This is a genomic window from Flagellimonas sp. CMM7, assembly GCF_021390195.1.
In the GTDB taxonomy this organism is placed as follows: Bacteria; Bacteroidota; Bacteroidia; order Flavobacteriales; family Flavobacteriaceae; genus Flagellimonas.
Genome location: NZ_CP090003.1, coordinates 2,330,281 through 2,344,852, shown reverse-complemented (window position 1 = coordinate 2,344,852; position 14,572 = coordinate 2,330,281). Strand labels below are relative to the sequence as shown.

The 14,572-nt window shown below is 37.3% G+C and carries 15 protein-coding genes; 8 read left to right on the top strand and 7 right to left on the bottom strand.

What is annotated here, in order from left to right; genetic code table 11:
* Positions 1-10: 10 nt before the first annotated feature.
* Positions 11-403 (bottom strand): DUF423 domain-containing protein, encoded by a 393-nt coding sequence (locus LV704_RS10725; RefSeq protein ID WP_163420254.1) that lies wholly within the window; start codon positions 401-403, stop codon positions 11-13.
* Between the two features lie 79 nt (positions 404-482).
* On the opposite strand from LV704_RS10725, the gene LV704_RS10720 reads away from it, so the two are divergent.
* Positions 483-1,856, top strand: coding sequence for a saccharopine dehydrogenase family protein (locus LV704_RS10720; RefSeq protein ID WP_163420256.1), 1,374 nt, complete (start codon positions 483-485; stop codon positions 1,854-1,856).
* Between the two features lie 48 nt (positions 1,857-1,904).
* Positions 1,905-2,375, top strand: coding sequence for an Lrp/AsnC ligand binding domain-containing protein (locus tag LV704_RS10715; RefSeq protein ID WP_163420258.1), 471 nt, complete (start codon positions 1,905-1,907; stop codon positions 2,373-2,375).
* A gap of 52 nt (positions 2,376-2,427) precedes the next feature.
* Here LV704_RS10715 and LV704_RS10710 read toward each other — a convergent pair whose 3' ends face one another.
* The 4 genes from LV704_RS10710 to LV704_RS10695 form a co-directional block, all read right to left on the bottom strand.
* A complete protein-coding gene (locus LV704_RS10710) occupies positions 2,428-3,123 on the bottom strand; it encodes a zinc metallopeptidase (RefSeq protein ID WP_163420261.1) in 696 nt (231 codons plus the stop codon).
* 93 nt (positions 3,124-3,216) lie between these two features.
* A complete protein-coding gene (gene ald, locus LV704_RS10705; protein ID WP_163420263.1) occupies positions 3,217-4,317 on the bottom strand; it encodes an alanine dehydrogenase in 1,101 nt (366 codons plus the stop codon).
* 185 nt (positions 4,318-4,502) lie between these two features.
* A complete protein-coding gene (locus tag LV704_RS10700; RefSeq protein ID WP_163420265.1) occupies positions 4,503-4,757 on the bottom strand; it encodes a SemiSWEET family sugar transporter in 255 nt (84 codons plus the stop codon).
* A 59-nt stretch (positions 4,758-4,816) separates the two neighbouring features.
* Positions 4,817-7,876, bottom strand: coding sequence for a leucine--tRNA ligase (locus LV704_RS10695; RefSeq protein WP_163420266.1), 3,060 nt, complete (start codon positions 7,874-7,876; stop codon positions 4,817-4,819).
* 190 nt (positions 7,877-8,066) lie between these two features.
* On the opposite strand from LV704_RS10695, the gene LV704_RS10690 reads away from it, so the two are divergent.
* The 6 genes from LV704_RS10690 to LV704_RS10665 all read left to right on the top strand — a co-directional run bounded on the left by LV704_RS10690 (position 8,067) and on the right by LV704_RS10665 (position 12,733).
* Complete coding sequence (locus LV704_RS10690; protein WP_163420268.1) at positions 8,067-8,945, top strand: ABC transporter permease; 879 nt, start codon at positions 8,067-8,069, stop codon at positions 8,943-8,945.
* 9 nt (positions 8,946-8,954) lie between these two features.
* Positions 8,955-9,218, top strand: coding sequence for a DUF3098 domain-containing protein (locus LV704_RS10685; protein ID WP_163420270.1), 264 nt, complete (start codon positions 8,955-8,957; stop codon positions 9,216-9,218).
* Position 9,219: 1 nt separating this feature from the next.
* Positions 9,220-10,014: an undecaprenyl-diphosphate phosphatase gene (locus tag LV704_RS10680; protein ID WP_163420272.1), complete on the top strand. Its 795-nt coding sequence runs from the start codon at positions 9,220-9,222 to the stop codon at positions 10,012-10,014.
* 41 nt (positions 10,015-10,055) lie between these two features.
* Entirely contained in the window at positions 10,056-10,742 is a 687-nt protein-coding gene (gene truB, locus LV704_RS10675) for a tRNA pseudouridine(55) synthase TruB (RefSeq protein ID WP_163420274.1), read from the top strand.
* Between the two features lie 87 nt (positions 10,743-10,829).
* Positions 10,830-11,549, top strand: a complete 720-nt coding sequence (locus LV704_RS10670) for a hypothetical protein (protein WP_163420276.1) — start codon at positions 10,830-10,832, stop codon at positions 11,547-11,549.
* A 164-nt stretch (positions 11,550-11,713) separates the two neighbouring features.
* Positions 11,714-12,733 (top strand): hypothetical protein, encoded by a 1,020-nt coding sequence (locus LV704_RS10665; protein WP_163420278.1) that lies wholly within the window; start codon positions 11,714-11,716, stop codon positions 12,731-12,733.
* A 225-nt stretch (positions 12,734-12,958) separates the two neighbouring features.
* Here LV704_RS10665 and LV704_RS10660 read toward each other — a convergent pair whose 3' ends face one another.
* Positions 12,959-13,585 carry a thioredoxin family protein gene (locus LV704_RS10660; RefSeq protein WP_163420280.1) on the bottom strand — a complete coding sequence of 209 codons (627 nt, stop codon included), beginning with the start codon at positions 13,583-13,585 and terminating at the stop codon, positions 12,959-12,961.
* A 119-nt stretch (positions 13,586-13,704) separates the two neighbouring features.
* Entirely contained in the window at positions 13,705-14,562 is an 858-nt protein-coding gene (locus LV704_RS10655; RefSeq protein WP_163420282.1) for a YitT family protein, read from the bottom strand.
* Positions 14,563-14,572: the final 10 nt, after the last annotated feature.

The window sequence follows — 14,572 nt, the reverse complement described above, 5'->3', positions numbered from 1 at the left end:
TAATATTTATTTATTTAAATGCTTTTTGGGTTAAAACGTAGTATCCCAGTAAAAACCAGCCAATAATTAAAAATGTTCCGCCTATAGGGGTTAAAAATGCTATCTTTTTAAAATCTATAGCAATTAAACTGTTTATGGCCAATAAATAGATTGAAAAGGAAAAAAGAACAGTACCAATGAAGATAGTAAGAAATACCGTTTTTTTCTGCCTTTTTGAAGGTCCATTCCAAATTCCCAAAATCAACAAAAAAAGTGCATGGTACATTTGATACCGCACCCCTGTTTCAAAAGTATCAACAGACTCTGAATCAACTAGTTTTTCTAAGCCATGTGCACCAAATGCACCAAAAAGAATAGCCAAGAATCCAAACAAAATTCCCGTTGTCAAAATTGTTTTGTTCATAACTTAATGTGTCTATATTTTTAAAAATATAACAATTTGATACCTTAGTATCCGTTTTAATCAAAAGTAAACAAAACCTATGGTCCGCACTATTTTGGTTCTTGGAGCAGGAAAGTCCACCTCATATCTATTAGATTATCTTCTAAAAAAATCTGGAGAGGAGAGTCTTCATTTAGTTATAGGTGACCTTCATCCTGAAAATATTCCTCAAGACATTTCTTCACACCAAAATTGTAGTATTATTACCTTGGATATATTCAATGATGAGGACAGAAGAAAGGCCATAGATTCTGCATCCATTGTTGTTTCAATGTTACCTCCAAGATTACATATTAAAATAGCGGAAGATTGTATTCATTTTAAAAAGCACCTTGTTACTGCTTCCTATGTGAGCAAGGAAATTCAGAAATTGGACAATGATGCTAAGAAAAATGGCCTTGTCTTTATGAATGAAATTGGTCTTGATCCAGGCATTGACCATATGAGCGCAATGGAAGTTATTGATCGCATTCGTGATAAAGGCGGAAAAATGTTGCTTTTTGAATCTTTTACAGGTGGCTTGGTTGCCCCAGAACATGACTCTAACCTATGGAGCTATAAGTTTACTTGGAATCCAAGAAATGTAGTAGTGGCAGGCCAAGGTGGAGCCGCTAAATTTATCCAAGAGGGCGCCTATAAATATATACCTTACCAAAAACTTTTTCGTAGAACTGAACTTTTGGACGTTGAAGGGTATGGCAGTTTTGAAGTTTATCCTAATAGGGATTCTTTAAAATATAGGGAAGCATACGGCCTTCAAGACAGTTTAACCTTATATCGCGGAACTATGCGCAGGGTAGGTTTTTCCAAAGCGTGGCAGATGTTTGTAATTCTTGGGATGACGGATGACAGTTATGTTATTGAAAATTCTGAAGGAATGTCTTACCGCCAATTTGTAAATCAATTTTTACCTTATTCCCCTACAGATTCTGTTGAGTTAAAGCTAAGGCACTACCTTAAAATTGACCAAGATGATATTCGTTGGGGCAAACTAATGGAACTCAATCTTTTTGATGATTCTAAAACAATCCCTCTTAAAGATGCTACCCCAGCGCAAATGCTACAATATATTCTTGAAGATAGTTGGACATTAGGTAAGGATGAAAAGGATATGATCGTTATGTACCACAAGTTTGGTTACGAACTGGACGGCAAGAAAAAACAAATAGACGCCAACATGGTTGTACTGGGCGAAAATCAAACCTATACCGCCATGTCCAAAACTGTGGGGTTGCCAGTTGCAATGGCTACACTACAAATCCTAAACAAAAAGATTACAACACCCGGAGTACAAATTCCCATAAGTAGTGAAGTTTACAGTCCTATTCTTTCAGAATTGAAAACTTACGGAATCAACTTTAGAGAATATGAGGTGCCTTACTTAGGATATAATCCGGATTCTATTGGAAGTTAAAGTTTTACCGCTTTTAGGTATCTTTAACTACAATTTTGAATCATTCTCATGAAAACCAATAACAAATCGGTTAAAATTGACGGTATTGATAAGAAAATACTAAGGTATTTAATGGAAGATGCTCGAAGACCAATTTTAGAAATTGCTAGAAACATAGGCATTTCTGGAGCTGCCATTCATCAACGTTTGCGGAAATTGGAAAACTCTGGTTTGTTATCAGGCTCTAAATTTATCATCAATCCAAAAGTGCTGGGCTATACAACAATGGCTTATATTGGTATTTTTTTGGATAAAGCCATGGCCAATCCACAAGCTGTGAAAGAGTTGGAAAAAATCCCTGAAGTATTGGAATGCCACTATACCACAGGAAATTGGTCCATACTTATTAAAGTCCTTTGCAAGGACAATGAGCATTTAATGATGGTCTTGAACAAAAAAATTCAGTCAATAGATGGAGTTTCCCGAACTGAAACCTTTATTTCATTGAACCAGCAGATAGATCGACAGATATCTATTTAAAAAACCTGCTTGAATTGCTCCAAACAGGTTCTTTTTATTTTATAAAGATTCATTAATCCCTTCCACCAAAAACTTGGAAAGCCCAGTAAACCAAAGAAGCTAAAGCACCTAAAGCTGCAACCAAATAGGTCCTGGCAGCCCATTTTAACGCATCTTCTGCCCCAGCATATTCTTCTTGACTCACAACATTTTTCTGCTTTAACCATGCAAGGGCTCGATTACTGGCGTCATATTCCACGGGTAGCGTAACAAAACTGAATATGGTAGCAAATCCCATCATGATCAATCCAGCCACAGCAATATAAAAGCCAAAACCTACGCCAGCTGCTGCACCTAACATTAAACCTCCAAAAACAACCCATGTTGACATACTAGATGTAACGCTTACAATGGGCACCAACTTAGAGCGCATGGTTAGCCACTCATAGGCTTGTGCATGTTGAACCGCGTGCCCAACTTCATGGGCTGCAACCGCAGCTGCAGATGCATTACGTTGGCTGTATACTCCCTCGCTCAAATTAACGGTTTTGTTCTTTGGATTGTAATGATCGGTAAGCATTCCAGCTGTTGAAATTACTTTTACATCTCGTATTCCATGGTCATCCAACATTTTCTGGGCAATTTCCGCACCGCTCATCCCATTGCGTAGATGAACCTTTGAATATTTTTTGAATTTGCTCTTTAATCGGCTACTTACCAACCAGCTGATTAACGCAATTCCGCCAATCAATATATAATATGTCATCATAGCTTTTGTGTTTTAATTGATATAAATATACCAACAATAAAGCAAAAACCCCGCCATTGTTGGGCAGGGTCATTATACTGACAAAATGTTATGCTATGCGAGCACAGGCTCCCAGTTAAAGGCTTCGGTTATTTCTTCATACACTACTTCACCATCAACAATATTCAATCCTTTGGCAAGAGATTTATCCAAATTACAAGCACTGCGCCAGCCCATATTAGCCAGCTTTAATACATAGGGCAGTGTTACATTCGTCAAGGCAACTGTTGAAGTGTAAGGGACTGCCCCAGGCATATTTGCTACGCAATAGTGCACAACATCATCAATGATATATACTGGGTCTTCATGTGTAGTGGCCTTTGTTGTTTCAACACACCCACCTTGATCTACAGCAACATCCACTATAACAGTTCCCGGGCGCATTTCCTTAAGCATGTTCCTAGTAATTAGATTAGGTGCTTTTGCCCCCTTCAATAATACTCCGCCAATAATTAGATCATGGGTTTTTATAAGTTTTCTGATGTTAAATTCACTTGAAAATTCAGTAACTACATGACTGGGCATTACATCATTTACGTACCGAAGTCGTTTCATATTAACATCCAAAATAGTAACATGTGCCCCTAATCCTGCTGCCATTTTTGCAGCTTGTATCCCTACGGTGCCTGCTCCCAATACCAAAACCCTTCCAGGGGCTACACCGGGAACTCCTCCCAAGAGCACACCTCTGCCCTTTACTGGTTTTTCCAAATATTTTGCGCCTTGCTGAATGGCCATACGACCAGCAACTTCAGACATTGGTGTTAAAAGCGGTAATGTTCCGTCTTCGTCCTCTACTGTTTCATAGGCAATACAAATGGATTTACTAGCAATCATTGCCTTAGTCAAACTTTCACTGGATGCAAAATGAAAATAGGTAAACACTATCTGCCCTTTTTGGATAAGACCATACTCCTCAGCTATAGGTTCCTTGACCTTCACTATCATATCACTTATAGCATATACTTGCCCTATAGTATCCAAAATGGTGGCCCCAGCCTGTTGATAGTCATGATTGAAAAAGCCGCTTCTTTCGCCAGCTTCCGATTGCACATAAACGGTATGGTTGTTCTTTACCAATTCAAAAACCCCAGCCGGAGTCATTCCTACTCTGCTTTCGTTATTCTTGATTTCTTTAGGTACACCTACAATCATTTTGTTACTTTTTTTGATTTACACTTCAAAAGTGTTACAAAAAAAACAGAATACGAAATAAAATCGATAAAAATAGGGGGTTATCTTATTATAATGTGTGTTTTAAATAAATATACCTTTAATTTATAGGGGTATCTATTTAAAATTTTAATAAAAAATAAATTTGAACCCTAAATATTCATAGGTTACTTATACTTCAATTTTAAAACCACTACAAAAGCCACTAAAGTGCTTGTAATTCCGTTGGCTAGAATTACAGGTGCACTTTCAATCATAAGTCCATAATACAACCATAAGACGCTGCCTATAAAGAGGACTAGATACATGAGTAGAGAAACATCTCTTGTTGATTTATACTTCCATGCTTTATAAACCTGTGGAATAAATGAAGATGTAGTCAATGTGGCCGCTATAAGGCCTATAATTTCAAAAGTTTCCATGGACATTTTATTTATATAACATCATCCTTCGACAGGCTCAGTATGACATCGGAACTATTTTATCCTACAATATTCACAATCTTTCCTGGGACCACAATCACCTTTTTTGGTGTGCGCCCCTGAAGCTGTACCTGGGTTTTTTCATTGGCCATAACCGCAGCTTCTATATCATCTTTACCCATATCTAATGGCAGCTCCATGGTAAACCGCATTTTACCATTAAAGGATATGGGATATTCTTTGCTGCTCTCTACCAAATACTTTTCCTCAAACTTTGGGAACGGTGCCTCGGCAATGGATGCTGAATGCCCTAATCTTTCCCAAAGCTCTTCTGCAATATGTGGGGCATAGGGCGAAACCAAAATGGCCAACGGTTCCAAAATGGCTTTACTTGTACATTTTTGTGCGGTCAACTCATTCACACAGATCATAAAAGTGGATACCGAAGTATTGAAAGAGAAATGTTCAATGTCCTCTTCTACTTTTTTGATGGTTTTGTGCAGGGTTTTTAGGTTTTCTGTGGATGGTTCCCCACCTTCATCAACAGTGGTATATAGTTTCCATAATTTTTTAAGGAAGGAATGCACGCCGGTAATTCCAGCCGTGTTCCAAGGCTTGGATTGCTCCAATGGCCCTAAAAACATTTCATACAAACGAAGAGAATCTGCCCCATATTCCTCACAAATGGCATCTGGGTTGACAACATTGTATTTGGATTTGGACATTTTTTCGATTTCTCGATGAACTTTAAAAGTTCCATCTTCTTCATAAATCCATGATCCATTTTTGCTTTGTGGCATCCAATTTAAATATTGCTCAATATTCAAGTTATTGGAGCCATCTATCATTTCTACATCAGCATGTAGTTCAAAGACCTCAACACATAAATACTTGGCCATATCATCCTCAATATCAACCCATTCATTTTTAATTTTTTCAAAAAGCCTAGGAAATAGCTCAATATCTTGATATTGCCCCTTATACACTTTCCACAATTCATTACCATTGCCAACAATATACGATTTGGACGCAAATCTATGGCGTGAATTAAATGCTTCTACTATCTTTTGAATGTAGGCTACATCCACCGAATCAAGATTATACTCTTTTCCAATAACATTAAGCAACTCTTTCCCTTTTTGATGAATTCTGAGGCCATATAAAAAAGCACTCGTCCCCGTAATCATTCCCTGATTAATCAACTTTTTGGCAAACTCATCTTTTGGGGCAATGCCTCTATCAAACAAAAATTTCTGCCAAAAACGGGAATACAATAAATGCCCGGTAGCATGCTCGCTTCCTCCTATATATAAATCCACATCTTCCCAATAGTCAATGGCTTCTTGGGAGTAAATGGCTTCATCATTGTGAGGATCCATGTATCTATTAAAGTATTGAGAGCTTCCCGCCCAACCCGGCATGGTGTTCAATTCTAAAGGAAACACCGTTTTGTGATTGATCAATTGATTATTAACCACTGTACATTGTTCGGTGTCCCAAGCCCAAACAGTTGCATTGCCCAAGGGTGGCTCTCCCGTTTCTGTAGGAAGGTACTTTTCAACCTCGGGCAATTCCAAAGGCAAATGCTCATCTGCAATCATTTGCGGCATTCCATCCACATAATACACCGGAAAGGGTTCTCCCCAATACCGCTGACGGCTAAAAACAGCATCACGTAAACGGTAATTTATTTTCCCCTTGCCTTGTCCAAGTTTTTCCAACTCATAAATCGCCAATTTCACCGCTTTCTTGTAGGTCAGTCCATTCAAAAAATCAGAATTGGCAATAACTGTGTTTTCTTTATCCGCAAAAGCTTCTTCAGAAATATCCACTCCTTCAAAAATATTGGGGATTGGAATATTAAAGTGTTTTGCAAAATCGTAGTCGCGTTGATCACCACAGGGAACGGACATTACGGCACCTGTTCCATATCCTGCCAAAACATAATCCCCGATCCAAATAGGAATGGGTTCTTTGGTAAATGGATGTTCTGCGTAATCTCCAGTAAAAGCCCCCGATATGGTTTTTACATCAGCCATACGATCACGCTCCGAGCGTTTTGCCGTGGCTTCCACATAAGCTGCTACAGCTTCTTTTTGTTCTGGGGTCGTAATTTTAGCAACCAGCTCATGTTCTGGTGCCAATGTCATAAAGCTCGCACCAAAAATGGTATCGGGACGGGTTGTGAACACTTCTATTTGAGTCTTCTCGACTGCGCCAGATTTCTCGACTGCGCTCGAAATGACATTGAAAATGGCGGATGCTCCTTGGGAGCGACCAATCCAGTTGGTCTGCGAATCTTTTAGTGGTTGAGGCCAATCAATAGTATCCAAACCATCTAACAGACGTTGGGCATAGGCCGTAATTCTCATGCTCCATTGTGTCATTTTCTTTCGGATAACAGGATGCCCACCACGTTCCGAAACTCCGTTGACAATTTCATCATTGGCCAAAACAGTACCTAATGCCGGACACCAGTTTACTTCGGTGTCAGCCAAGTACGTCAATCTATATTTTAATAATAATTCTTGCTTGGTTTTTTCTGAAAAACTGGCCCAATCTTCTGCACTAAAAATAGGAGTGTCGTCGTCAGAAGCTGCATGCACTGCTGAATTCCCTTCTTTTTCAAAAATGGAAATCAAATCGGTTATAGCTTCAGCCTTATCTGAATTCTTATTGTACCAGGAATTGAACAATTGAATAAAAACCCATTGCGTCCATTTGTAATAATTTGGGTCAGAGGTTCTCACTTCACGACTCCAATCAAACGAAAACCCCAGTTGGTCCAACTGCTCTCGATACCTTTTTATATTGGTCTCCGTGGTAATTGCTGGGTGTTGCCCTGTTTGGATGGCATACTGTTCTGCTGGCAAACCAAAAGAATCGTACCCCATTGGATGCAATACATTAAATCCTTTATGTCTTTTGTAACGTGCATAGATATCCGTGGCAATATATCCCAACGGATGACCTACGTGCAGTCCGGCTCCTGAAGGATAAGGAAACATGGAAAGCGCATAGAACTTTGGTTTATCTGAATTGTTTGAAGCCTTGAAGGTTTCGTTTTTCTTCCAATACTTCTGCCATTTCTCTTCGATTTTTTGAAAATCGTAGTTCATAGTACCAATCAATTTATAATGTCACATAAAGCGCAGTCGAGATGTCTCAAATTAAACCCAAAGATTTCTCGCTCCTATAGTATTATCTCTCAAAATGACACCTATAGTGTCTAACTTTTCGAATTGCAAAAATAGCTTTAATCCCCTAATTACGATTTACTTTTCTATTTTTACATACTGATTTTCCTTTATGAGTCAATATATTGAACGATATCAACGAAGAAAGCTGATTTCCTCTTATTTTTCTGTGGTTTTGAGCATCGCCTTGGTGCTTTTCCTACTTGGAGTTTTGGGGCTTTTGGTTTTAAACACTAAAAAACTTGCCGATCATTTTAAAGAACAGATAACCATTTCTGTCTTTTTAAAGGATAATGCAAAACCAGTGGAAATTGAACAATTGCAAAAGAGTTTGGCCATGGCCGATTATACTAAATCTGCCGATTATGTCTCCAAAGAGGATGCTGCCGAACAATACAGCGAGGACATTGGTGAGAATTTTATCGAGTTTTTGGGCTATAATCCGCTTCAAAATGCTATTGATGTCAATCTTAGGGCTGATTTTGTATCACCGGAACAGATTGAAGAAATTGCCAGTGGTATTGCCGCTAAAACCTATGTAGCTGAAGTAAGCTATGATAAACCCCTTATCTCGCTGCTAAGTGATAATGTGCGTAAAATAAGTTTATGGATTCTTTTTGCCAGTGCTGCTTTCACCTTGATAGCCGTATTGTTGATCAATAGTTCGATCCGGCTTTCCATCTATTCCAAAAGATTTATCATTAAAACGATGCAGATGGTTGGCGCCACCAAAACATTTATTCGTAAACCTTTTATTTGGACCAATATAAAACTGGGAATGTTGGGAGCTGCACTTGCACTTATTGCCCTTGCGATTGTGCTGTACTACGTAAACAATAATTTTCCAGAACTGAACTTATTTCAAGACCTTGTTGTTTTAATAGCATTGTTTGTAGGAGTTTTTGGGCTTGGAGTCGTCATTTCTTGGGCAAGTACCCATATTGCCACCCAACGTTTCTTGAACTTAAGAACAGATGATCTTTATTATTAACTTTACACCATGAGTAAGAAAAATAAGAACATACAAAAATCAACCTCGGAATTTATTTTTCAAAAAAGAAATTATCTCTTTCTTTTTATAGGACTGGCCTTTATTGCACTTGGTTTTATTTTAATGACCGGAGGTGGTAGTGATGACCCCAATGTCTTTAATCCAGATATATACAATTTTAGACGAATCCGTTTGGCGCCCACTTTAGTGCTTGTTGGTCTTGGCATTCAGGTTTATGCCATTTTGTTGAACCCTAACAAAAAGAAAAAATAGTTTGGATATTATAGATGCTATCATCCTTGGTATTATTCAAGGACTGACCGAATTTTTACCTGTATCGTCAAGTGGTCACTTAGAACTGGGGAAAGCTATTTTGGGAAGCAACTCTCTCCCAGAAGAGAGTCTTTTGTTCACTGTGGTTTTACATTTTGCAACGGCATTGAGCACCATAGTAGTATTTAGAAAAGATGTTTGGGATATTATAAAAGGGCTTTTTCAGTTTACATGGAATGAACAGACCCAATTTTCATTGAAGATTATCATTTCTATGATTCCTGCTGCTTTGATAGGTTTTTTCCTTGAAGATTTTATGGAAGTCTTTTTTGATGGGGCAATCATCATTGTAGGTATTATGCTGATTATTACGGCCATTTTATTGTACTTGGCAGATTTAGCAAAAACTACGGACAAAGGAGTTTCTTACAGAAGTGCCTTTGTTATTGGTATGGCACAGGCAGTAGCCATGTTACCCGGCATTTCCCGAAGTGGAGCTACCATATCCACAGCCGTATTATTGGGCATTGATAAATCAAAGTCCGCGCGTTTTTCCTTTTTAATGGTCGTTCCATTGATTATTGGGAAAGTGGCAAAAGACATTCTAAGCGGAGATATAAATTTTGAAGGTGGAGAAACTGCTGCCATGGGTGCAGGATTCGCAGCCGCCTTTATTGCAGGACTCGCTGCTTGTACCTGGATGCTAAAAATAGTACGCCAAAGCAAGCTCACTTATTTTGCAATTTATTGCTTGATTGTTGGTCTTATTGCCATTGCTTGGAGCATTTGGGGGTAATTTCTTTTAACCAATCCCTTTTAATCTAAATTCAACGCTGCTTGAAAACCAAAGAGGACTTTTTAAACGGACAAATCCTGTTGATAGACAAACCGCTGGAATGGAGTTCTTTCCAAGCCGTTAATGCTTTAAAATGGGGCATCCGTAAAAAATTTGACCTAAAAAAGTTTAAAATAGGCCATGCTGGCACACTAGATCCTTTGGCTACCGGACTATTGATCATCTGCACAGGGAAATTCACAAAAAAAATACCTGAACTACAAGGGCAGGTTAAAGAATATACGGGCAGCTTTACTTTAGGGGGAACCACGCCTTCTTTTGATATGGAGAGCGAAGTCGACCATACATTTCCAACGGATCATATTACCGAAGAACTCATTCAAACCGCCACAAAGGAGTTTATTGGTGAAATTGAGCAAATCCCTCCAGTGTTTTCAGCTTTGAAAAAAGATGGCAAACGATTATACGAGTTTGCGCGAGAAGGGATAGCAGTGGAAATCAAATCCAGGAAAATAGAAATCTTCGAATTTGAAATTACACAGATAAAAATGCCGAAAATCCATTTTAGGGTTGTTTGCAGTAAAGGAACATACATTCGTTCTTTGGCACATGATTTTGGAAAATCACTACAATCTGGCGCATATTTATCTGAGCTCAGAAGAACCAAAATAGGTGATTTCAACGTAATTAATGCTGTTACTCCATTGGTTTTCAAGGAAAATCTATAATCAAAAGGTTAAATACTTTTAAAAAATTAGGTTAGGCATAATCATTGGAATAAAATATTTTTAGAAAAAAGCGGTTATTATATCACCATGAACCTAAACAGAAACCAGTTATCGTTATTAATAACTTTTTTCTCTATGTCTCTCATTGTATTGTTGTTGTACAACATTCATTTAGGCGGAGTACAAGAGGAAGAGTATGTTATTGAAATGAGCTTGGCAGATGAGGATATCATGGAACTATTGAAGGAGGAAGAGGAAAGAATGGAGGAATTGGCCAATAATGACCCTATTAAAAGCCATATGGCCTTTAACGAAACCGCTAAACCTTCTGTTGGTAATCCTGAGCCTTTAAAAACGCTTGAAGAGATTTTGGAAGAACGTGCTTTGAACAGTGACCCAAGCGAATTTTCTGGCTCGGACAGCGAATATGAAGCACACCTTAAAGAACTTGCCGAAAAACGACAAGAGAAAAAACAATTGTTAGGTGAACGCGAAGCTCAAAAAGAGGAGTTTACCAATAATTTAAAGGACAAACGTACTTCTATTTCATATTCTCTAATTGAACGAAATGCTTATTCCTTACCACCACCTATTTACACTTGCATTGAAGGTGGAAAAGTGGTCATCAATATAAAAGTAGATTCATCTGGGTATGTTACCGAAGCTGATTACAATGATCAGAGTTCTGGAACAAGTAACGGTTGCTTGGTAGACAATGCCATTGCCTATGCATTAAAAGCAAGATTTAGTCCAGATTCCAAAGCCTCTCAAATAGGAACTATCACCTATTTATTCCAAAGGAAGTAGAGTATCCATTTTAGGTTTGTCACAACCATAGCATTTTAGCAATCCGAGATATTCATACAATAGCTGTCTCTTGAATCTTACGTTAAATTTCCCGAACTTCACTTATCGTTTTATATTAATCATTAAAACCAATTCATATCCTTTTAGTTGGCAATACTTTGAAAATGACCCGAAACATAGCATTAATATTTATCTTTTTAATCGGATTTGTTAGTTCAATATTTGGACAAGTTAATCCGAATCACATATATGTATCAGGTTATACAAGAAGTGACGGAACTGTAGTTAAACCATACTATCGAACTGCGTCAAACTCAACTAATATCGATAATTTTTCAACTGTAGGTAACACTAATCCTTATACTGGAAAAGCTGGTTGGGTTCCAAGAGATGATAATTATGCTTACAACTATTTTTCATCCAAATCGACATCCACAAGAAATAAATCAGTAAAAACATATCGAAAAACTGAAAAGATTAAAAATTACGGTTCGCAAAAGCAATGGATAAAGAATAAACTTTATCGTTATGCAAAGAAATCTCTCAAGAAAGACAAAAGTTATAATAAATCTTTGCGTTCTGAAACCAAAAAGCAAAGACGTGTTGCAAAAAAGAATAAGGCACTAACGGTTGAAAATCGTTCAAATGGATGGTACAATATAAATTTCGCTAGAACAGCTGAAATTAATAAAAAGGCCGAAAACCTTCTTTTGGAAAGACAAGTTTTAATCGAAAATGGAAAAATCATAAAATATATTGGTTCAGAGAATATGGTCTATGACGTTTATGATTTTAGAAAAAGTGGAAGTGGATATGAAGTGAAAATTATATTTCCTGACAACTCAATCAGCAAAGTTTATTTCAAAGTGTTTCTTTATCAAGAAGAGCCATTAAAAAACACACCTGAATTTGACTATCCAAGTGTTGTTTTCTTTTATGTTACTGAATCGAATAATGGAGGGGAAATATCTTTAGTGCTTGAATCTAAAGACAAGGTTTATTGGGGTGGATTTATGGATGAGTATTGGAATGAGATGCCAGATTGTCAAACGACTAAAAATGTAATAAAGTTTTACCTTCCAAAAGGAAATTATACTTTCTATGCGGAAAATAATAAAAGTTTGTGGTCGAATTCTTTGGTGGTAAACAAATATTGCCAAGGAATGAGACTGACATATAAATAAAAAACTATTGCCAACAATGGCTATAGTTAATACGGGTTTTGGTACTTAACCCAAAGTTCAGAGCTTTTAACCAAGTCCGCCAAATCTTTTGATTTGGCTTTATAAAGAAAAAGATAAAACAAAATAAAAAGTTTTGGGTAAGTGCTTAATCGAAAGTTCACTACTTTTAATTCCCGTACTAAACATAGCCGAGACGATAAGTGCTCTTGTAAAAAAGGTTCTTATTTAAAAAAGCAGCTCCAATAAATCCGCCAAAATATTCTGCCCTTTATCTTTATTGTACCAGACTTGAAGGTCTTGCTTAAACTCTGAAGTAAGTGTACCGTGTTCTTTCTTAAAGGCTTCAACCATTTCTGTGGCAGCACTTGATCTTGGCCCCCAATCATTTATGATTTCTTTATTCTCCTTATCCAAAACAATCAATTTAGGAATAGAACGACTGCCATTGGTCAAGAATTTATCCATTAAATCCAAGTTTTCATCCCTTAGTACAATCTTAAACTCAATATTTGGGTTTAACTCTGAAATCTTATTCATAACAGGCAAACTAGGTGAAGCATCTCCACACCAGCTTTCACTCAGCACTAAAAAGGTAAGTTTGGATTTTACCTTGGAAATTCTTTCTTGAACCTCCACTGGAATTTTTAGCGTCTTGTCCCATCTATTCATACGGCGATCGTTCAGTTCCGTATAATTGATAAGTGATTCCAATTGATCAACGCCTGTAGTCTGTCTATTTTTGGCTAAATGACGTACCAAATCTCTATATTCTGAATAATACATTCCGTTTGAAATGCCCTTTTGAACAAGTTCTAAACGTTCTTTCTGTATATTTTCTTCAATTACTTCCATGTGATAATTTTTCCAAAATTAAGCCTCAAAAACTCCATAAGAGCTGACTTTTATCATTGGTTGTATTCCTAGATGAAAACTTACAAAACTTAATTACTTGAAAAATAATGATTTAGCCTTTATTGATTTAGCAGTCTTTTCTTTACCATGCCCCCTTTAGTATCATTTATGCTGTTCATGACCACAAAAGCGTTGGCATCAATTTTATTGAGTTCAATATTGAGCTTCCTAATCTCCAACCTTGTGACCACCGTATAAACAACATCATATTCATTGTGTTGTCCTTTTTTTCCATAACCTCCGCTCGCTTTATAAATGGTCAGTCCCCTACCAAGTTTTTCCGTAATCATTACCCTGATCTCTTCACTTTTCTCAGAAATGATCGTTACACCTGTATATTCTTCAATACCATCAAGCACAAAATCCAAAGTTCTTGAGGCCGCCAAATACGTTAGCATAGAATACAAAGCCGCTTCAATTGATAATAAATAAGCTGCCGCTAAAAAAATGAGGATATTAATTAAAATGATGATATCTCCAATTTTAGTTCCTAGTTTTCTGCTTAAAAAAATAGCCAAAACCTCAGTACCATCAAGAACACTGCCCCCTCTAATAGAAAGCCCTATTCCAGCACCTAAAAAGAATCCGCCAAAAACGGCAACCAACAACTTGTCTTGGGTCACTTCTGGAAACTGAATAAACACCAATACCAAAGCCAATCCTAAAATAGCCAAGATTGCCTTTATGGTAAATTGTTTCCCTAATACCCGATATCCTAAAAATAGAAATGGAATATTAACCAAAATAATCAAAACCCATAATGGAACGGAAGTGACCTCAGTAACCAATAACGAAATTCCTGTAGCTCCGCCATCAATAAATCTATTTGGCAACAGAAAGCTCTCCAAACCAAATGCTGCAGAAAAAATTCCCGTTAAAATGAAAAACAAATCTTTTAAAATTGGGGGTATCTTCATTGCGGGATTT